We start from the raw sequence: 18,232 nt of genomic DNA on the forward strand, positions 1-18,232 counted from the left end.
TCCTCCTCGATAACAACCGAAATTTGCCGATTCTAACTTGCGCTGTAGCCGTAGATTGGCTCTTGCCGGCTCTGCTGTTCGCGCCAAAACTGCTCGGCAAAAGCCACCGTCGGGTGGAGGGGGGCGCGGGGTTTGCTGCGCAGAACCATGCCCGCCTCTTCGGGCGTGCGGTTGCCCTTGCGCTGGTTGCAGCGCTCGCAGGCAGTCACCACATTGTCCCAAGTGTGGGATCCCCCGCGAGAAAGAGGCACGACATGATCCAGGGTTAGGTTGTGGGTGCTGCCACAGTACTGACAGGTGTGGTGATCCCGCCGCAGAACCTCCCGCCGGTTAACAGGGGGCACTCGCCAGGCCCGCTCTTTGCCCTTGATGGTCAGGCGGATGTGCTCGGGCACCTCGATCACCTGGCTGGGGGAGCGCACTTTCCATACCGGCACATTCATCATCGCCAGCGGCTCTGCCTTGCCCGTCAGCAGCAGCACAATCGCCCGCCTAATGTTGACCCGGCTAATGGGCAAGTAGTTTTGGGAGAAGACAACGATCGACTGTTCCAGGACGTGGGTAGCAGCAGTCATGACTTAGCTCTTCCATTTGCCGCCATTGTCCTGAGAAATCCGGCGAATGACAAGGTTTTCCCGCAGTGGGCACCATCCAGGCGGATCCCCACCGTTCAACATTCCAGAGTTTCTGACGATCGGGAGCCGGACAGATGGGCTAGTATCCGGGTGATGGTCGGATCCCGTGCCTCCCATGACTTACCCGCTGCATATCGCCTTGGTTTGGCACCAACACCAGCCCCTCTACAAAAGTCCGATAGCGGGTAAATATCGCATGCCTTGGGTGCGCCTACACGGGATCAAAGACTACCTCGACTTGGTTCTGCTGCTGGAGCGCTATCCTCGCCTGCACCAAACGGTCAACCTGGTGCCCTCTCTGATTGTGCAAATCGAAGACTACGTGGCCGGCTCCGCCTTCGATCCCTATTTGGAGCTGACTTTATCTCCTGTCGAAAAGCTGACCCCGGAGCAGCGGCGCTTCATTGTCGAGCGTTTCTTCGACAGCCATTACCCCACCATGATTGAGCCCTATCCCCGCTACCGCCAGCTCTACGAACAGCGGGAATCGCAGGGGATCAACTGGTGCCTACAGTACTGGACACCGCAAGACTTCAGCGACCTGCTGGCCTGGCACAACCTCTCCTGGTTCGATCCCCTCTTCCACGAGGATCCCGAGATCGAGGGCTGGATCAAGATGGGATCCGGCTTTACCCTGGCGGATCGGCAGCGGATCTATGCCAAGCAGCAGCAGATCCTGGCCGCCATCTTGCCCCAGCACGCCAAGCTGCAAGAGAGCGGCCAACTGGAGCTGACCACCAGCCCCTACACCCATCCCATCTTGCCCCTGCTGGTGAGCGAGCGCTCGGCGCGGGTGGCTCGGCCCGGCTTGCCCCTGCCCCGCTACCCCTTCCACTGGGAGCAGGATGTCCACAGCCAACTGGAGCGGGCCAAGCAGATCTACCGGGAGCGCTTTGGCCGCGAGCCGCGGGGTCTGTGGCCTTCGGAGCAATCCGTGAGCCCGGCCATTGTCCCCATCGTGCAAAAGCAGGGTTTTGAGTGGATCATCTCCGACGAGGGCGTGCTGGGCTGGAGCCTGGGCCAACCCTTTCATCGCGACGGGCAGGGCCATATCCTCGAGCCGGAAAAGCTCTATCGGCCCTACCGTCTGGAGAGCGAGGCAGGGGATCTGGCCATTGTCTTTCGGGATCACCGCCTCTCCGATTTGATCGGCTTCAGCTACAGCGCCATGCCCGCCGATGCTGCCGCCAAGGATCTCATCGGCCACCTGGAGAGCATCCGCAACCGCCTGCCCCAGGAACAGCCCTGGCTGGTCACCATCGCCCTAGATGGGGAAAATTGCTGGGAGTACTACCCCCAAGATGGCCGGCCCTTCCTGGAGAACCTCTATGCCCGCCTCAGCCAGCACCCGGCGCTGCGCTTGGTGACGGTTTCGGAGTTTTTGGACCAGTTTCCCCCTACGGAGTTTCTGCCAGCCGAACAACTGCACAGCGGCTCCTGGATTGAAGCTGACTTTACCACTTGGATCGGGGATCCCGTCAAAAACCGCGCCTGGGAGCTCCTGGCCCAAGCCCGCCAGGTCATTCAGGATCACCCTCACGCCAATCCCGAAGCCTGGGAAGCCCTCTGGGCCGCCGAGGGATCCGACTGGTTCTGGTGGTTTGGGGCGGGCCATTCCTCGGCCCACGATGCCGTTTTCGACCAGTTGTTTCGGGAACATCTGCAGGCCCTCTACACCGCTTTGGGAGAGGCCGTGCCGGCAGTGCTGCAGTTCCCTCTCGAGGATCACGATGGGCTGGGGGATCGCCTGCCGCAAGGATTTATCCACCCGGCCATCAACGGCCGCCCCGCCGAACGGGAGTGGAGCCAAGCCGGGCGGGTGGAGATCGGCGCCGCCCGCGGCACCATGCACCGCAACAGCGTCGTCCGCCGCCTCTGGTACGGGTTCGATCACTTCAACCTCTACCTGCGGCTGGATTTTAACTCGGTCGTGCAGCGGCCCAAGCAACTGCAGGTGCTGTGGTTTTACCCCAACTGCGTCACCGTCAACAGCCCCATTCCCCTCCAAGGGTTGCCGGCAGAAGCCCCCCTCAACTACCACTACCGCCACCTGTTGAAGCTATCGCTGCCGCCCCCCGGCACCGGCCAGCATCCCGCCCCTGTCGAGGCTCAGCTCTTGCAGGCAGGGGAGTACCACACCTGGCACGCCATCAGCCACCAAGTGAAAGCGGTGGTGGATGCCTGTTTGGAGGTGGCTATTCCTTGGAGCAATCTGGGCGCCCAGCCGGGACAAGAGCTGCAGTTCGTCATCGTGGCCGCCGATGGCGAGACCTTCCAGGAAGGGATCCCGCCCAAGGCCACCATCGCCCTGCGCAGGCCTTGAGCGGCTGGCCGTTGATCCTTAGAATCTCTGGTTATGCAGCGCGACCTCTACCCGCCCATCGAGCCTTACGATCACGGCTTTCTCCCCGTCTCTTCCCTGCACACCCTCTACTACGAGCAGTGCGGCAACCCAGACGGGAAGCCGGTGGTGTTTTTGCACGGAGGGCCCGGCGGCGGCATCGATCCCCTTTACCGGCAGTACTTCGAGCCCAGCCGCTGGCGGGTGGTGCTGTTCGATCAACGCGGCTGCGGCAAGAGCCGCCCCTACGCCGAGCTGCGGGAGAACACCACCTGGGATCTGGTGGCCGATATCGAAAAGCTGCGCCGGCACCTGGGCATTGAGCGCTGGTGGGTGTTCGGGGGCAGTTGGGGCAGCGCCCTCGCCTTGGCCTATGGGCAAACCCACCCCCAATCCTGCCTGGGGTTTATCTTGCGGGGCATTTTTCTGCTGCGCTCGTTTGAGATCCGCTGGTTCTACCAGTCGGGGGCCAGCTACCTGTTCCCCGATGCTTGGGAACATTACCTGGATCCCATCCCCCCCAACGAGCGGGATGACCTGCTGGCAGCCTACCACCGCCGCCTCAACGACCCCGATCCCCAGGTGCGCCTGAGGGCGGCCCGCGCCTGGGCCATCTGGGAGGCCAGCACCAGCAAGTTGATCCCCAGCCCTGAGCTCATCGAGCGCTTTGGCCGGGAAGAGTTTGCCGAGGCCTTTGCCCGCATCGAGTGCCATTACTTCGTCCACGGCGGCTTTCTGGATCCTGAAGATCAGCTCCTCAGGGGGGTGGAGCGCCTGCGCCATCTGCCGGCTGTCATTGTCCAGGGGCGCTACGATGTGGTCTGCCCCCCCATTTCCGCCTGGGAACTGCACCAGGCCTGGCCAGAGGCGGAGTTTCATCTCATTCCCGATGCCGGCCATTCCATCACCGAGCCCGGGATCCGCACCGCCCTGCTGCAGGCCACCGATCGCTGCGTTGGTCTGTGAGCCGCTGAGATAGGCCGGGTTGAGGATCCCAAGAGCTTGAAGAATTGCTACAGAAATGCCGGCAAAACCTTGGGATCTAGCCCCAAAGCACGGCCAAGCCTATCGACAGTTGGCGATTTTGGGTTTATCACTGAGGGAAGGGCGGTGCAAGCTGCCCGGTTGATGGCTTCCGCTGTCTCTCTCGGGCTGGTCGATCCATCCCAATGCTTTTGCGGATCTCAACTTGTTATTCTTCGCCGTTTCCAGGCTCGAACTATGCAGAAACCGAACCCTCTGTTCAAGCTTGCCCTCGCCCTGCCCGCCTCCCTCCTGCTGGCAGATGCTGTTGTGGCCTACCCCTGTGACTCGGTTGGGGGTGAAGCTTACAACTTCTACAGCCCCACGGTTCAGGTTGACAGTTTCGGGGCTCAGGTGTCGCCTGCTGTCGTAGGCAACGGTTTCATCGGGGTTGCCATCGAAGCGGTGGATGGACAGCCGGCTCAAGGCGCTATCAGCCGTCGCCTGTTCGGCCCTGCGCCTCGAGTTCAAGGGGTGCAGGTGGTTGGCCTGCTCCAGGATGGCCCGGCTCAACGAGCGGGTCTGGCCCAGGGGGATATTTTGATTGGGGTGGACGGGCAGCGGGTCACCTCGGTGCAACATGTGCAGCAAATTATCCAAAACACCCCCGTGGGCCAGCGGGTACCCATTACCTTCCGGCGCGGCGGACAAGTGCTATCGACGGTGGTTGTGGTCGGCGATGGCCGTGTGTTGCGCCCCTTGATGCTGCAGCAGCAGTGAGTGTTGCCAGGGATCCCTTGCTGAGCTCTCTGTGACTGCTGGACTAGGGACAGAGTGGGCAGTTTGGGCGGTTTGCGGCCTCAATGGGCTGCTGTTTTTAGCCTTGCTTGCCCTGATTCCTGTCCTCTTGAACCTGCGGTCGGCGCTCTGGGTTACGGAGCGGGCTATGGCTGATTGGCGGGAAGCCGCTGAGCGGGCTTTGGCTCCCACGCCGGCTGAGTTGCTGCGCCTGCGGGATCGGCTGCGGGAGAATCGCCATACCCTCGACCGCTGGCAGCGCCGTCTGCAGTTTTGGCAAGGGATCCGCAGGGTGGCTGTTTGGCTGGGGCGCAGGCTGTGAGGGGCATGGATACCCATCCCATCCGGCTGCAGGTGATGGCCAATGCGCTGGCGGGGATCGCCGAGGAGATGGGGGCGCGCCTCATCCGCGGTTCTTACTCGGCCAACATCAAGGAACGGCGGGATTGCTCGACAGCCCTGTTCGACGCCCAAGGGGCCTGTATTGCCCAGGCGGCCCACATTCCAGTTCACCTGGGAGCTCTCTCGGAGGCGGTGCGGGCGGTGGTGGCAGCCGGCCCGCGGCCCGGCGATGTGTTCGTCCTCAACGATCCCTACCAGGGGGGATCCCATCTGCCGGATATCACGGTGGTTACGGCCATCCCCGGCCTGCGGGATCCAGAACAGGTCTGTGCCTATGCGGTGAACCGCGCCCACCATGCCGATATTGGGGGGATGCGCCCCGGCTCCATGCCCGCCGACTCTACGGAAATCTGGCAGGAGGGGCTGGTGATCCCGCCGCTACGGCTGGCCCAGATGACCTCGACAGGGGAGCTGCGCTGGCAGGAGGATCTGCTGCGCCTGATCCTGGCCAATGTGCGCAACCCTGAGCAGCGGCGGGGAGATTTGCAGGCCCAGGTGGGGGCCAGCGCCGTGGGGGTGAGCCGGTTTGGCGAGCTGCTGGCCCGGTTCGGGGAAGAGGAGGCCTGGCAGTTGATTGCCGGGGTGATCGCCTACAGCCGACGGCGGATGCAGGCCCAGATCCGCGCTCTGCCCGATGGGATCTACACCGCCTGCGACTACCTGGAGGGCTACGGGGATCCGCCTGAGCCCATTGAGATCCGGGTGCAGGTAGAGGTCAAGGGGGAGAGGCTGCGGGTGGACTTCGCCGGCACAGCCCCGGCCACCGCGGGGAACCTGAACGCGCCTCTGGCCGTGACCCGCTCGGCGGTGCTCTTTGCCCTGCGCTGCCTGTTGGATCCCACTGCCCCCAGCAATGTCGGCCTGGAGGATCCCATCGAGATTGTGGCCCCGCCCGGCTGCCTGGTCAATGCCCAATTTCCGGCGGCGGTGGTGGCCGGCAACGTGGAAACCTCGCAGCGCATTGCCGATGTGGTGTTCAAAGCCCTGGCCCCGGTGGCCGGATCCCGTGCCATCGCCCAGGGGCAGGGCACCATGAACAACTGCGTGCTGGGCAACCGCCACTTCACCTACTACGAAACCCTGGGGGGCGGCCAGGGGGCCAGCCAGCAGCGACCAGGCCTGGATGGGGTGCACGTGGGCATGAGCAATACCCTCAACACCCCCATCGAAGCCCTGGAGCTGGAGTATCCCCTGCGGGTGCTGCGCTACGAGTTGCGCCCAGATTCCGGCGGCCATGGCCGCCAGCGGGGCGGGTGGGGGCTGATCCGCTCCATCCAGACCTTGCAAGATTGCACCCTCTCCCTGCTCACCGACCGGCGCCACCATGCCCCGCAAGGGGAAGAAGGCGGCGAACCTGGCCAGCTGGGGATCAACCTCGTCAACGGGGATCCCTTGCCCAGCAAGATCAGCCGCCCCCTGAAAGCCGGCGATGTGCTCACCCTCTACACCCCTGGCGGCGGGGCTTGGGGGTCCAGCGAGGAGGAGCAGGCACCCGAACCCACATAGCGCAGGCGAGCGAGAAACAACTGCTCGCAGCGGCGGAGCACATCATCGCGGCTGGCGAAGTGCTCCAGCCTTTGCACTTCTTGACCCTTCTCAAACAAAATTAAGGTCGGCAGCGAGCGCACCCGATAGCGGCGCGGCAGCCAAAAATTGTCGTCCACATTCACCCGCAGCACCTTGACCGCGCCGCCCCACTCTGCTGCGAGACGGTCGGTAATCGGCTGAATGAAGCGACACAGGCCACACCAAGGGGCACCAAAATCCACCAACACCAACCCGTCACTTGTCAAAAGTTCTTGATTAAAAGCATCTAAAGCAACTTGCAAGTTCATCACTCCCAGACTAAAGAAGTTGTTTGGGATCATGCTACCAGGCAACCCCGCTGGCTGCAGAAACCATTTGCGGATGAAAGGCATAAAGAATCACAACAAAGCTGAACACCCCCAGATAGGCCCAGCGCAGAAACTCTCGCGGTTGCAGGTGTTGTCGCCGCTGCAGAATGGCCAAGCCGGGGATCACAGAAGTACGGGCCTTGAGATCGCGGAAGGCCTGGCCGTATTTCCGCTCCAGACGGTGATCCCCGTGCCAGACGGCGAACAGGTGGTAGGCCACCAGCCCCAGGGAAGTGACCAGCATAAAACTGGAGCCAATCCAAAGGGAATGGGCCACACACCAGATCACCTGGCCCACCATTTGGGGGTGGCGGGTGATGCGGATGATCCCGGTCTCAAACAGGTGAATCTCCGGCTTGTGAATGGCAGCAATCTCCAGTAAGTTGAAGGTAGCCGGATACAAAAAGAAAAACGAGAGCGCCGACAAAAGAACAACGGTGGTGTGAATGCCGGGGACAGCATGGAGATCCCAGAGGATCACCCCGTCGTAGCGATGGTTCAAAAAGTAGATCAGCAACAGCGGAGCCAAGCTGAGGCTGACCAGCGCAAAAAGAAGGCGGTACAGACGGGATCCCAGCCAAGCTTCCCCCCAGGGGCGCAAGTGGGCCAGCCCACTGTGAGCACAGGCAAACCCCAAGATCATGCCCAACATGATCGCGTGGGATCTGTACCGGGCGAGCTCCGGCAGCAAGTGGTTGAAGAAAGTGGACAGCATCTTTTCGATGGCTCCTCTTCCGGTGTCGCTGTGACTTATGCTTAAAGATAAGTTACATTGGGCAACCTTCCGATGCTGAAACCTTTTTTTCTACGTTTTCTCGGCCTGCTCCTCTCGGTCACCCTGATGCTGGGCTGGGCGACCGCAAGCGCTCAGGCGGCCCGCCTCACCGGCAAGTACTACGAAGACAGCATGACCCTGATCCAAACCCTGCGCACCGTTCTCTCGGAAGCGGATCCCGTGATGAATCCAGAGGAGGCGCAGGTGGAAGCGATGGAGGCCATTCAAGAATTTGCAGGGCGCTACCATGGCCATCGCTACGACAAGCTGCAATCCTTTACGACTCTGCGCACCGTGTTCAACACCGTGGCCTCCCACTACCGCACCTCCAAGCGGCCTCTTGACCCAGAGAAGGTGGAGCGGGTGCTGATGCAACTGGATCGCGCTGAGCTGGCCTTGCGCCGCGAAGGTTAAGCTTTTCAGATCTCCCAGATCCAAATCACTGGGCGAGGCGCAGGATTACCTTGATGACAACCCGGTGGAGGCTGCTTTCGCCAAGCTCCAGATCGCCCCCCATTTCTCTCAGGAGCCGTTCGCTCACCCGCCAAGCAGCGCAACCCTTTGTTTGGATGGGCACATGGCACCGCCCTTCCAGATTCCACTCCAGGCACAGGCGCCCCTCCGCTGCTGCGATGGGATAGAGGTGTAGAGCCATCGAACCATAGCGTAGGGTGCGAATACCCCAGCGACACACCCCCAGCAGAGCCTGCACCAAACCGTGGGGATCCGCCCAAACCATAAGGCTGTCCGGGAGGGCGGGCAGCTCAGAGGCAGAAGGCGGTTGTAGGATCGGCCATTCGTAGCGAATGCCCTGATCCTGGGCCTGTAGGCGAGTTAGGCTGTACACATCCTGAAGGAGGGGACGGAGTCGGGTCGGCTTCGGTTGCAAGGGTTGAATGGGCAGGTCGTGGCGGGCCAGGCGGCTGTACTCCTCGAGCAACTGGATCAGGCGCTCCACCGCTTCTTTGGCACTTTGAAGGTACTCCCGCTCTTCTTCGCGGGAATCGCACAGATCGGACAGCACCAACTGCAGGGATCCCATCTGGCTGCTGAGGGGGTTGCGCAGCTCGTGGCCAATGCTGACGAGCAGCTCCTGCTGAAAGGCGCGCATCACCTCCGAGCGCTCAAACGCAAACTGCCAATCCACCGCCTCTTGCCTGACGGCAGCAGCGGCCTGCTGGGAGGGAGGATCGGGTTTTGCTGCGGGCAAGGGTTTCCTCCAGAGGTACTTCGGACAAAAGGTAGGAGATCCCGTTGATGTTCGAAGCAGGGCGTTCGGATGGAGAGCCTTGGGTTTTAGCTAGTTTGACAACGGCGCGCTCCTGGATCCTACCTTTTTCTTCCCAACTTTCTAGCCGACGAAGTGGGCGCTGACCACCCGCTCAATTCCGGCCAAATCCCGGTGGACTTGGATCTGCTGATAGCCGCCTCTGGCCTGCAACTGCTCCGCCACCCAAGGGGCTTGGCCTTGCATCACCTCCACCGCCCAAAAGGAGTTGGGGGCCAAGTAATCCGGTGCTTTTTGAATCAAAAGCCGCAAGTGCACCAGCCCATCTTCCCCGCCATCGAGGGCCTGTCGTGGCTCGTGCAGCCGTACCTCGGGCATGAGGTAGGCCAGCTCCCCGGTGGGGATATAGGGCGGGTTGGAAACCAGGCCACGCAGCCGACCTCGCCAGGGATCCAAAGGCGCAAACCAGGATCCCTGTAACAGCTTCACCCGTTCCTGCAGATGATAGTCCGCCACATTGGCTGCCGCAACGGCCAAAGCCTCTGGGCTCACGTCCACCGCTAGAAGCTGCAACTGGGGATGCCCCTGGGCCAAAGCGATGGCAATGGCCCCGCTGCCGGTGCCCAGGTCGGCAAAAGGGGATCCCGGCGGCAGCAGGTTAGACTGCAACCAAAGGGAGGCTTGCTCCACCAGCAGCTCGGTCTCCGGGCGCGGGATCAACACCGCTGGCGTTACCCGCAAGCTCAAACCTGCCCACTCTACCCTTCCCAGCAGGTACTGCAGGGGGATGCGCTCTGTCAGCCGGCGCCGCCACAGCTCCTCTACCTCCGCCAGCGGATCCCCCTGCAGCGTCGGGGGCCGACCTAGCAAGCGCTCCAACGATCCCCAGCCCAGCCGTTCCCTAAGCAGAAGTTCCACCTCCTGAGGAGGGATGCCGGCGGCTTGCGCCGCCTGCAGAGCCTGGGCACGCCAGGCCAGCAATTGCTGCACCAGCGCAGAGGGGGATCCCATCAGGAGCTAGGTCAACGCCGCTGAGGCTGGGGAGTGGCAGGTGGATTGGGCTGGGGAGTGGCAGAGCGAATTAACGATTGCACGTACTCCAGCGACGCGCGCGGCGGAATGAAAGCGATCTTCTGCACATCCTCCTGGGCGTCAGGGGCTAACATGCGCTCCACCACGATGGCCAGGGAAGTGACCTCGATCTGGGTTTTGCCGACCACCTCGGGGTTCTGCGCCGCCGCCCGGTCTAAAGCCCCCTTTAGGTCGTTGCGGTCGAAGAAGAAAGGCACCACCTCCTGGCCATCCTGCTCGATGGTCAGCAACCCCTCTCCCGAGCGGCCATAGAACAGCGGCACGCCGATCACTTCCGGCGGCACCTCCTGACCCGTTTCTTTCAGCACTTGCTTGGCCGCCTCCACATCAGCAGCCCGAGGCACCACCTCAAAGTACAGATTGCTATTCTTGGCCCGCTCTTCTTCCGACTTTTCGTAGGCGTAGCCCAAGGGAATGGGCACCACCTGGGCTTGCTGGCCCACCTCAGGGTTCTTGGCTTTCACCTGATCCAACGCTTGCTGGGCTTGGTTCTGATCCAGCCAGAAAGAAGCCACCTGGATGGTGCGACCCTCCCGCTCTACGTTAGCGACCACAGGGGTGCCGTTCTGAGACACAATGGCAAAAACCGGCACCAGATTCAGCCGCTCCGCCACTTCTTGACGACTCATGGGGGCTGCCACTGCCTGAGTCGAGAGGGGCCCCCCTTGAGCAAAAGTAGGAACTCCCCCCCAGATCACCCCCGCCAACCCCAGCAGGAGGGTGCTGCGAACTGCCGCTACGAACGCGGCCCGCCCGCCTGCCTGAGCTCTACGGCGGCAGAGGGATCCCAAAAGCGGCACTGCATTACCGCGCATCATTTTCATCTCTACTCCTGGCATCACGCCTTGTCTTCGTTGCTATTGGGTCAGATCCCTGAAACACTAACCGACGACCTCTGCCCAAGAGGAGCTGACCAAGCTCACCTTGCTCAACACAGCTCAGGCTGGCCATGCGGCGCACTCTTGGGACTTTGGGGACAGCGCCTGGCGAAGCTGGCCCTTGCTGACACTACGCCCCTCTACCCTTTTTGACGAGCGCCCCCTGGGCCACCCTAGAAGGCAAGGTTAAAGCATTTGCTCAACCCCTGTCGAGGGGTAAAGCCCTCGTTTTGGGTGGGGATCCCGCATCACCTCCTACTATATACGGAGTCTAACAAAGCGGATCCACACCAAATACAGATAGCCCCTCCATCCTCTGGCTGTAGAGTCTGGGCTGAGAAGGCAGAATCCTGGGAACGCGGCAGCGGCGTGGGGCGCCTGGGCTGAGGGCAAAGATCCCATCAGGCAAAGCTCTTGCTTCCCGATCCCGCTACTGACTGAGGTTCCGAAATGGGAAACAGACGGCCCTGCTCGACGGTAACTTGAACCCGCGTGCCCACCGGCAAAGCTTCCCGCGCCAGGGCGTGCAATTGCTTGCCCGTCTCTGTAACCAGACAATAGCGATACTCTCGCCCCAGAAACTGTCGATCCCGAATGGTAACTCTCCCCTGGGGATTGGGATGCAGACGTAACTCCTCCTGCCGGATCATCAGCTCTCCCTGGCGCAGATGGGGATCGGGCTGATCCCTCAAAGCCTGAAATGGGATGTGCAGCAGCCCCTCAGCTTGCCAACCGAACTCCCGCCGCTCACAGCGAAGAAAGTTGGCCTGGGCGATGAATTCCGCCACAAAGCGGGTAGCCGGCTCCCGATAGACTTCCTCCGGGGATCCCCATTGCTCAATACGCCCTTCCCGCATCACCGCCACCCAATCGGAAAGGCAGAGAGCCTCCTCTTGGTCGTGGGTAACGAAAATGGCCGAGGTCTGGGTTTGCTTGAGGATTTTGCGGATTTCTTCCCGCAAGTAGTAGCGCACCTGCACATCCAAGTTGCTCAACGGCTCATCCAAAAGGATTAGGCTGGGCTTGGGGGCCAGAGCTCGGGCCAGGGCCACCCGCTGCTGCTGCCCGCCTGAAAGTTCATGAGGATAGCGGTGGGCGTAGTCCTCTAGACCCACCAACCGCAACACCTCGTCAGCCCGTTCCCGCGCCTGTTGGGCAGCGCCTCCCACCTCAGCCGAGGAGGAGCGACTGCCGCCCCCCGCTGCCGACGCGAACAGGGCAGTGGGCCGGAGGCCAAACATCACATTGGCCAACACATCCAAGTGGGGAAACAGGGCAAAATCCTGAAACACCAGCCCCACCCCCCGCCGCTCCGGTGGGATCCACTGCCCCTCCCCGGCCACCACTCGCCCCCCCAGCAGGATCCGCCCGCTGTCTGGCTGCTCAAAGCCGGCAATGGTGCGCAATAAAGTGGTCTTCCCACAGCCCGATGGGCCGACAATCCCCAGAATGTCTCCCTGGGGCAGGCGAAACGCCACTTCCTGCAAAACCAACTGCCGCTGGCCGGGAAACCCCTTGCTGATGTGCTCAACCTCAAGAATGTAGGGAGAGTCCGTCCGGGCAGCGGTGGACGTCGAGGAAATCAAAAACTCGGCCATGATCGTTGTTGCAAAAGATTTTCACTATCTTTACCAGACTACCATACCTCAGATCCTTCCCGGCCCGACGCCAGTCAGCTAGAGGGCGGCGGAGAGGGATCGATGCCAGTCTTTCCTGTTTGCTTGGAGGGGCAGGCAGGAATTAGTGTTACACTGGGTTAACGAAGTTTCCCAGGCTCTGGTGGCGCTTATTCTCGACGGCGCATCCCAGAGTTTTATTGTGGATGAGTTTTGAGACCCAGTTTCCCGAACGTGCCCTGATTACGGGGGCCAGTCGAGGGATCGGCAAAGCAGTGGCCCTAGCCCTAGCTCGGCAGGGGGTGGCAGTTGCTCTGGTGGCCCGTTCCCATCCCGATTTGCTGGGGGTACAGGCGGAGATCCAGGCAAAGGGAGGAAAGGCGGAGGTTTTTCCCATCGACTTGGCCGACTTAAGAGCCCTGCCGCAGCGGTTGCAGGCTCTCCTGGATCAATTTGGTGTTTGTGATGTCTTGGTCAATAACGCCGGCATAGCCCATGTCGGGCCTTTGGCCACCTTATCTTTGTCCGATTGGCAGCGGGTGATCGACTTGAACCTGACGGCAGCTTTTCTCTGTGCCCAAGCCGTCCTGCCGGCGATGCGCCGGCAGCGCTGCGGCACGATTGTCAACATTATCTCCATTGCGGGCAAGCGAGCCTTTCCCAATTGGGGGGCTTACTGCGCCAGTAAGTTTGGCCTGCTGGGCTTTTCTCAAGCCCTGGCCGCAGAGGAACGGCAGCATGGCATTCGGGTGACCAGCCTGTGTCTCGGAGCTGTGGATACACCTCTTTGGGATACAGTTCAGGTCGATTTCGACCGTTCCAAAATGCTCTCGCCGGAGTGGGTGGCGGACTTGATTGCCCACATCGTTCGCCTGCCCAAGGGTGCCGTGGTGGAAGATCTGACCCTCATGCCGGCAGCAGGGGCCTTTTAGGCCGGGCTGGAGCTGGCTTTTCCTGTAACGGCCTTTGTGACTGAGCTTTTGAGGAGATCTGCCTGCACCGCCTCCCTCGACAAGTTCCTTCAACCCTTCGTTCAACCCAAGGAATATCCTGCTATGACTCTTGCCAAGCCTGGATCCGGTGCCGAGTTTCGACTCAACAACAAAGCCAACCTGAAGTCTCGCCTTGTCCGAGATCTGTCCCATGCGGCGGGGCAAGAGCCCGAGGGCTCAGAGAGCCTGGATCCGGCGATGGTAGCGGCAGTGGAGACGTTGCTGCGGGGAATTGGGGAGGATCCGCAGCGGGAGGGCCTCAAGAAAACGCCGGAGCGGGTGGTGGCCGCCCTGAAATTTTTGACCAGCGGCTATCGGCAGTCCCTGGAAGATCTCATCAACGGCGCCATCTTCGACGAGGGCCACGACGAGATGGTGCTGCTGCGGGATATTACTTTGTTCAGCCTCTGCGAGCACCACCTCTTGCCCTTTATCGGCAAGGCCCATGTTGCCTACATCCCCCGCCAAAAGGTGGTGGGCCTGAGCAAGATCGCCCGCATTGTCGAGATGTACTCCCGCCGCCTGCAGGTTCAGGAGCGCCTTACCCGCCAGATCGCGGAAGCTTTGATGACCATGCTGGATCCCTATGGGGTGGGGGTGGTTATCGAGGCTACCCACATGTGCATGGTGATGCGGGGGGTGCAAAAGCCGGGCTCTTGGACGGTCACCAGCTCGATGGTGGGGGTGTTCCAGGAGGATCCCCGCACGCGGGAGGAGTTTTTGAGCCTCATTCGCCACCCGTCCAACCTTTAAGGATGCCGCGGCGCTTTGCCGGCAAGAAAGCTAATCCTCTGCTCTGGCTGGGCATACTAGCTTAAAATCGACGCAGATCCTGCCAGAAGCGAGGCCTGTTATGAGCGAGGTTAGCCCCGAAAATCAATTTCCCACCGACTTAGACTCCGGTTGGAAGCCGCCGACCCCGCCTGTTATCCAGCGCCCCGCGCGTGCGGCCGCGCAAGCGCCCTCGGCAGAACCCCCAACCCAGCTAGATCCGGTGCTGGGCAGGGCTGCTCCTCCCCCTGTCGGGAGCGGATCCCGTCCTGTCCCCAGCGCCCCCAAGCCCATCTTGGGCCGGCCCGTCCCCCCAGATGTGGCCGTCGCCCCCCCGCAGACGCCGGTGCCCATGCCGGGCCCTGCCACTCCCCCGCAGATGTCTCCGCCCCCTCCAGCTCCTGCTGCCCGGCCTCAGGTGTCTCCCCCCAGCCCCGGTTCGGCTGCTCCGCCTTTTGGGCCGCCGGCTCGCCCCACGGCTGCTGGACGGATCCCGGTGGCCGCCGCTGCTCCTAAGTCTGCCCCCGCTGGACCGACGCTGCGCCAACTGGTGCAGGAAGCCTACGAAAAAGGCTACTCGGATATTCACCTGGGGGTGGGAGAGGTGCCCCGTTTCCGGGATCGGGGGCAAATTGTGATAGGCAACTACCCGGTCACCACCACCGAGGTGTTCTATAGCTGGCTGCGGGAAAGCCTGCCGGAGAACCAAATCCGCCAGTTTGAGGAGTGCCTGGAGCTGGATACCGCTATCCAGTACGAGGGCTTGGTGCGCTGCCGGGTTAACTGCTTTGTTTCTCTGCTAGGGCCTGCCATGGTGCTGCGCCTGATCCCGCTCAAGATCTTGACGCTGGAGCAGTTGCGGGCGCCGGAGGTGCTCAAGCGCATTGCCGAGGAGCACAAGGGCCTGGTACTGGTGACAGGCCCCACCGGCTCCGGGAAGTCCACAACCCTGGCGGCGATGGTGGACTACATCAACTCCAACTTTGCTAAGCACATCATCTCGATTGAGGATCCCATCGAGTTCGTCCACCAGAGTAAGAAATCGCTGGTGCGGCAGCGGGAGGTCGGCATCCACACCCTGGAGTTTGCCAACGCCCTCAAGGCTTCGCTGCGGGAAGATCCGGACATCATCCTCATCGGGGAGATGCGGGATCGCGAAACCGTGGATACGGCTCTCAAGGCCGGCCAGACGGGCCACCTGGTGTTTGGAACCCTGCACACCAACAGCGCCGTCCGCACCATCGAGCGTCTCTTGGGGATCTACCGGCCAGAGGAGCAGGAGCCAATGCGTCTGCAACTGGCCGAGACTCTAGTAGCAATTATTGCCCAGACGCTGGTGCGCACCACCGACGGCAAGCGCACCGCTGCCCACGAGATTATGCGCAACACCGATGCCATCCGCGACTACATCAAACGGGGTGCCGTGGACGAGATCGAGGAGCTGATTGCCGACGGCTCCTACGAGGGGATGTGTACCATGAACCAGTCGCTGTTTCGGCTCTACCAAGAGGGGCGCATTACAGAGGAGGTGTGTCTGGAGGCGGCTCCGCGGCGCAACGAGATGGCCCAATGGCTGCGGGGGCGCATCTGAGGTCGCTGCCCCGCAGGGTGGGTGCTTGAGGGAAAGCTCGCCCTATCCTAAACTGAGAGCAAGCGGCAAGGCTGGCTTTCTGGGCCATATTCTCATCTCCTGAGCCGAGCTTTGGCTTGCGGGATGGGTGCCGGATTGGTGAACAAATTGAATTGAAAGCAAGTTAGCAAACAGGAGAATTCCTACCGTGAGCGTGATCAACCAGATCATCGAGACCGCGGACGACCAACTGCGCTATCTCTCCGTCAGCGAACTGCAAGCTATCAAAGATTACATGAGCAGCGGCGAGAAGCGTTTGCAGATCGCTCAGGTGTTAACTGAGAACAAAAAACGCATTATCGATCAGGCGCAGAAGCAGCTATTTGCCAAGCGACCCGAATACATACAACCCGGCGGCAATGCCTACGGCGAAAAGCGCTATAACCAGTGCCTGCGGGACTACGACTGGTATCTCCGCCTGGTGACCTATGGCATCATTGCCGGCAGCAAAGAGCCGATCGAGTCCATCGGCTTGATAGGGGTGCGGGAGATGTACAATGCCCTCAACGTGCCCATTGCCGGTATGATCGATGCGATCGTGTTCTTGAAGGAAGCAGCCCTCAGCCTGCTGGATCCGGACTCCGCCGCCGAGGCTGCCCCCTATTTCGACTACATCATCAATGCCATGAGCTAGCTCGCCTCTCTTGAGGAGGGAGGCCGGTCTGGGCGGTGGAGAGGCAAGCTTTGGTGGTCTTGCTGCCTACAGAGATGCCAGGGCGGTGCGGGCGTGGGCGGCCACCTGCTCTTGGGGATCCTGGGCCAGCCGGGTTAGGCCGGGGCGGGCGGCTTCGGTGCCGAGCTGGGCTAGAGCAATGCAGACGCGGTAGCGCAACTGCCAATCGTCCGAATCGATGAGGGGCTCCAAATGGGGGATGGCCCGCGGATCCCCTAGATCTCCCAGGGCAGCGGCAGCGGCTGTTGTTAGCAGCTCGTCTCCTTCCTGTAAAACCTGCACTAGGGTGTCGAAGGCGGCGGGGTTGCCCAGCTCGCCCAGCGCGGCGACAATGCTAAAGCGCACCAGCCACTCCGTCTCTCGCCGGTAAGCCTCTAGCAGATCGTCTAGGGCCTGTGGCTGCTTCAGATCCCCCAGGGCGGCGGCGGCGGCAGCCCGCACATCGAACTCGGGGTCCTCTCGCAAAAACTGTTGCAGAATCGGCAAAAGGGCAGCCGGGTCGACACCTGCGCCGGAGAGCGTGCCCAATTGGCTAATGGCGGCATAGCGGACGCGGGCATTCTCGTCGGTTACAGCTCGCTGCAACAGCGTCAAGGCTTCGGTCGCGGGGAGCTCTCTGGCCTTGTTGACGGCGCGCAGCCGATCCCCCAAGTTCTGAGAGCTCAACAGCTCCAGCAAGGCCGGCAGATCCCCAGAAGTTGTCGTCATCTCCTTTTCTCCCCCTAACCCGGCTATAGCAAAGGACGAAAAGCCGATGTTATCATTCTGAGGCAGTGCATCCAGTTTTTGTGAACTTATGGCCTTACTGCAGCAAGAGAAGCAGGAGATTATCGAGACCTACCGACTTCACGACACTGACACCGGCTCTGCCGAGGTACAAGTTGCTCTTCTAACCAGCCGTATCAACCAACTCTCGCAGCACCTTCAGAAAAACCCGAAAGATTTCAACTCGCGCCGCGGCCTAATGATGATGATCGGTCGGCGTAAGCGGCTGCTCAACTACATTGCCAAACGTTCTCCCGACCGCTTCCGGGAGCTGGCCGAACGGTTGAACATTCGGGTGAAAAAGTAGGCAGCTAGCTAAATCACTGTCGGAGAGCTACCTTCGTGGGCAAGTCCAGCCGCTATTCCAAAGCCTCCCGCCGCCGCTCCAGCTCTACCCCTGCTCAGGTGGAGACGCAACCGACCCAAAGAGAGCCGGTTGCTGTCATTCCCCCTGAGGTCAGCCGGCGTATGGTGCGGCGGATCTTGGTCTTTTCCGGGATCCCTTCTGGCCTTGGCTTGAGCAGCTTTTTTGTCAATTACTATCTCTTAACCAACCATGTGATAGCCCTGCCCCCCTACTTTACTTTGGTGGAGTCGCTGGCCTTTTTCGGCCTTGGCTTTTTGGGCATTAGCTACGGCGTGTTCTCGGCTTCTTGGGATCCAGAGCCGGGATCCCTGCTGGGGATTGACGAGTTCCGCCGCAACCTAGGCAATGTTTTCAAGCAATGGCGCGAGTTGTCTGACCCTTCTAAGCCGTCGGAAGCTGACGAATCCTAGA

The 18,232-nt window shown here is 61.4% G+C and carries 20 protein-coding genes; 12 read left to right on the top strand and 8 right to left on the bottom strand.

All coding sequences use genetic code 11. The features are described 5' to 3' along the window. Positions 1-32 precede the first annotated feature (32 nt). A complete protein-coding gene (locus SYN63AY4M2_RS07655; RefSeq protein WP_011431578.1) occupies positions 33-575 on the bottom strand; it encodes an HNH endonuclease in 543 nt (180 codons plus the stop codon). 175 nt (positions 576-750) lie between these two features. Between SYN63AY4M2_RS07655 and SYN63AY4M2_RS07660 the strand changes: the two genes are divergently transcribed. The 5 genes from SYN63AY4M2_RS07660 (at position 751) to SYN63AY4M2_RS07680 (ending at position 6,645) form a co-directional block, all read left to right on the top strand. Further along, a complete protein-coding gene (locus SYN63AY4M2_RS07660) occupies positions 751-2,958 on the top strand; it encodes a glycoside hydrolase (protein WP_099812693.1) in 2,208 nt (735 codons plus the stop codon). 33 nt (positions 2,959-2,991) lie between these two features. Beyond that, the gene (pip, locus tag SYN63AY4M2_RS07665) at positions 2,992-3,942 is read left to right on the top strand and encodes a prolyl aminopeptidase (protein ID WP_011431576.1); all 951 of its coding nucleotides are present in this window, start codon (positions 2,992-2,994) and stop codon (positions 3,940-3,942) included. A 255-nt stretch (positions 3,943-4,197) separates the two neighbouring features. Next, positions 4,198-4,719: a PDZ domain-containing protein gene (locus SYN63AY4M2_RS07670; protein WP_240530356.1), complete on the top strand. Its 522-nt coding sequence runs from the start codon at positions 4,198-4,200 to the stop codon at positions 4,717-4,719. A 31-nt stretch (positions 4,720-4,750) separates the two neighbouring features. Beyond that, the gene (locus tag SYN63AY4M2_RS07675) at positions 4,751-5,059 is read left to right on the top strand and encodes a hypothetical protein (protein ID WP_099887305.1); all 309 of its coding nucleotides are present in this window, start codon (positions 4,751-4,753) and stop codon (positions 5,057-5,059) included. 5 nt (positions 5,060-5,064) lie between these two features. Next, positions 5,065-6,645, top strand: a complete 1,581-nt coding sequence (locus tag SYN63AY4M2_RS07680) for a hydantoinase B/oxoprolinase family protein (protein WP_041439269.1) — start codon at positions 5,065-5,067, stop codon at positions 6,643-6,645. Here the strand turns inward: SYN63AY4M2_RS07680 and SYN63AY4M2_RS07685 are convergent. After that, a complete protein-coding gene (locus tag SYN63AY4M2_RS07685; RefSeq protein ID WP_011431572.1) occupies positions 6,582-6,974 on the bottom strand; it encodes a thioredoxin domain-containing protein in 393 nt (130 codons plus the stop codon). The genes SYN63AY4M2_RS07680 and SYN63AY4M2_RS07685 overlap by 64 nt on opposite strands. A 34-nt stretch (positions 6,975-7,008) precedes the next feature. Further along, positions 7,009-7,749, bottom strand: coding sequence for an NnrU family protein (locus SYN63AY4M2_RS07690; protein WP_049749798.1), 741 nt, complete (start codon positions 7,747-7,749; stop codon positions 7,009-7,011). 72 nt (positions 7,750-7,821) lie between these two features. Here SYN63AY4M2_RS07690 and psb27 point away from each other — a divergent pair, with 72 nt between their 5' ends. Then, positions 7,822-8,223 carry a photosystem II protein Psb27 gene (gene psb27 / locus SYN63AY4M2_RS07695; RefSeq protein WP_011431570.1) on the top strand — a complete coding sequence of 134 codons (402 nt, stop codon included), beginning with the start codon at positions 7,822-7,824 and terminating at the stop codon, positions 8,221-8,223. 25 nt (positions 8,224-8,248) lie between these two features. Here psb27 and SYN63AY4M2_RS07700 read toward each other — a convergent pair whose 3' ends face one another. The 4 genes from SYN63AY4M2_RS07700 to SYN63AY4M2_RS07715 all read right to left on the bottom strand — a co-directional run bounded on the left by SYN63AY4M2_RS07700 (position 8,249) and on the right by SYN63AY4M2_RS07715 (position 12,605). After that, positions 8,249-9,019, bottom strand: coding sequence for a histidine kinase dimerization/phospho-acceptor domain-containing protein (locus SYN63AY4M2_RS07700; RefSeq protein ID WP_011431569.1), 771 nt, complete (start codon positions 9,017-9,019; stop codon positions 8,249-8,251). Between the two features lie 141 nt (positions 9,020-9,160). Then, entirely contained in the window at positions 9,161-10,048 is an 888-nt protein-coding gene (gene prmC, locus SYN63AY4M2_RS07705; RefSeq protein ID WP_041438671.1) for a peptide chain release factor N(5)-glutamine methyltransferase, read from the bottom strand. An 11-nt stretch (positions 10,049-10,059) separates the two neighbouring features. Beyond that, entirely contained in the window at positions 10,060-10,953 is an 894-nt protein-coding gene (locus SYN63AY4M2_RS07710) for a Tic22 family protein (protein WP_011431567.1), read from the bottom strand. A gap of 455 nt (positions 10,954-11,408) precedes the next feature. Beyond that, positions 11,409-12,605: an ABC transporter ATP-binding protein gene (locus SYN63AY4M2_RS07715; protein WP_011431566.1), complete on the bottom strand. Its 1,197-nt coding sequence runs from the start codon at positions 12,603-12,605 to the stop codon at positions 11,409-11,411. Positions 12,606-12,829: 224 nt separating this feature from the next. Between SYN63AY4M2_RS07715 and SYN63AY4M2_RS07720 the strand changes: the two genes are divergently transcribed. From SYN63AY4M2_RS07720 to apcD, 4 genes are all read left to right on the top strand, one after another. Then, complete coding sequence (locus tag SYN63AY4M2_RS07720) at positions 12,830-13,555, top strand: SDR family oxidoreductase (RefSeq protein WP_011431565.1); 726 nt, start codon at positions 12,830-12,832, stop codon at positions 13,553-13,555. A gap of 123 nt (positions 13,556-13,678) precedes the next feature. Next, entirely contained in the window at positions 13,679-14,368 is a 690-nt protein-coding gene (folE, locus tag SYN63AY4M2_RS07725; RefSeq protein ID WP_011431564.1) for a GTP cyclohydrolase I FolE, read from the top strand. A 100-nt stretch (positions 14,369-14,468) separates the two neighbouring features. Then, complete coding sequence (locus SYN63AY4M2_RS07730; RefSeq protein WP_228375371.1) at positions 14,469-15,977, top strand: PilT/PilU family type 4a pilus ATPase; 1,509 nt, start codon at positions 14,469-14,471, stop codon at positions 15,975-15,977. A 187-nt stretch (positions 15,978-16,164) separates the two neighbouring features. After that, positions 16,165-16,650 carry an allophycocyanin subunit alpha-B gene (apcD, locus tag SYN63AY4M2_RS07735; RefSeq protein WP_011431562.1) on the top strand — a complete coding sequence of 162 codons (486 nt, stop codon included), beginning with the start codon at positions 16,165-16,167 and terminating at the stop codon, positions 16,648-16,650. A 66-nt stretch (positions 16,651-16,716) separates the two neighbouring features. Here apcD and SYN63AY4M2_RS07740 read toward each other — a convergent pair whose 3' ends face one another. Then, positions 16,717-17,397, bottom strand: a complete 681-nt coding sequence (locus tag SYN63AY4M2_RS07740; protein WP_011431561.1) for a HEAT repeat domain-containing protein — start codon at positions 17,395-17,397, stop codon at positions 16,717-16,719. An 88-nt stretch (positions 17,398-17,485) separates the two neighbouring features. Between SYN63AY4M2_RS07740 and rpsO the strand changes: the two genes are divergently transcribed. Both rpsO and SYN63AY4M2_RS07750 read left to right on the top strand, forming a co-directional pair. Further along, positions 17,486-17,761 (top strand): 30S ribosomal protein S15, encoded by a 276-nt coding sequence (gene rpsO, locus SYN63AY4M2_RS07745; protein ID WP_011431560.1) that lies wholly within the window; start codon positions 17,486-17,488, stop codon positions 17,759-17,761. Positions 17,762-17,796: 35 nt separating this feature from the next. Next, positions 17,797-18,231: a PAM68 family protein gene (locus tag SYN63AY4M2_RS07750; RefSeq protein ID WP_011431559.1), complete on the top strand. Its 435-nt coding sequence runs from the start codon at positions 17,797-17,799 to the stop codon at positions 18,229-18,231. Position 18,232: the final 1 nt, after the last annotated feature.

Source organism: Synechococcus sp. 63AY4M2 (genome assembly GCF_002760475.1).
Taxonomy (GTDB): domain Bacteria; phylum Cyanobacteriota; class Cyanobacteriia; order Thermostichales; family Thermostichaceae; genus Thermostichus.

Excerpts from the sequence above, each read along its gene's own strand:
- SYN63AY4M2_RS07655 (WP_011431578.1), bottom strand. The coding sequence starts at position 575 with ATGACTGCTGCTACCCACGTCCTGGAACAGTCGATCGTTGTCTTCTCC.
- SYN63AY4M2_RS07660 (WP_099812693.1), top strand. The coding sequence starts at position 751 with ATGACTTACCCGCTGCATATCGCCTTGGTTTGGCACCAACACCAGCCC.
- pip (WP_011431576.1), top strand. The coding sequence starts at position 2,992 with ATGCAGCGCGACCTCTACCCGCCCATCGAGCCTTACGATCACGGCTTT.
- SYN63AY4M2_RS07670 (WP_240530356.1), top strand. The coding sequence starts at position 4,198 with ATGCAGAAACCGAACCCTCTGTTCAAGCTTGCCCTCGCCCTGCCCGCC.
- SYN63AY4M2_RS07680 (WP_041439269.1), top strand. The coding sequence starts at position 5,065 with ATGGATACCCATCCCATCCGGCTGCAGGTGATGGCCAATGCGCTGGCG.
- SYN63AY4M2_RS07685 (WP_011431572.1), bottom strand. The coding sequence starts at position 6,974 with ATGAACTTGCAAGTTGCTTTAGATGCTTTTAATCAAGAACTTTTGACA.
- SYN63AY4M2_RS07690 (WP_049749798.1), bottom strand. The coding sequence starts at position 7,749 with ATGCTGTCCACTTTCTTCAACCACTTGCTGCCGGAGCTCGCCCGGTAC.
- psb27 (WP_011431570.1), top strand. The coding sequence starts at position 7,822 with ATGCTGAAACCTTTTTTTCTACGTTTTCTCGGCCTGCTCCTCTCGGTC.
- prmC (WP_041438671.1), bottom strand. The coding sequence starts at position 10,048 with ATGGGATCCCCCTCTGCGCTGGTGCAGCAATTGCTGGCCTGGCGTGCC.
- SYN63AY4M2_RS07710 (WP_011431567.1), bottom strand. The coding sequence starts at position 10,953 with ATGAAAATGATGCGCGGTAATGCAGTGCCGCTTTTGGGATCCCTCTGC.
- SYN63AY4M2_RS07715 (WP_011431566.1), bottom strand. The coding sequence starts at position 12,605 with ATGGCCGAGTTTTTGATTTCCTCGACGTCCACCGCTGCCCGGACGGAC.
- SYN63AY4M2_RS07720 (WP_011431565.1), top strand. The coding sequence starts at position 12,830 with ATGAGTTTTGAGACCCAGTTTCCCGAACGTGCCCTGATTACGGGGGCC.
- folE (WP_011431564.1), top strand. The coding sequence starts at position 13,679 with ATGACTCTTGCCAAGCCTGGATCCGGTGCCGAGTTTCGACTCAACAAC.
- SYN63AY4M2_RS07730 (WP_228375371.1), top strand. The coding sequence starts at position 14,469 with ATGAGCGAGGTTAGCCCCGAAAATCAATTTCCCACCGACTTAGACTCC.
- SYN63AY4M2_RS07740 (WP_011431561.1), bottom strand. The coding sequence starts at position 17,397 with ATGACGACAACTTCTGGGGATCTGCCGGCCTTGCTGGAGCTGTTGAGC.
- rpsO (WP_011431560.1), top strand. The coding sequence starts at position 17,486 with ATGGCCTTACTGCAGCAAGAGAAGCAGGAGATTATCGAGACCTACCGA.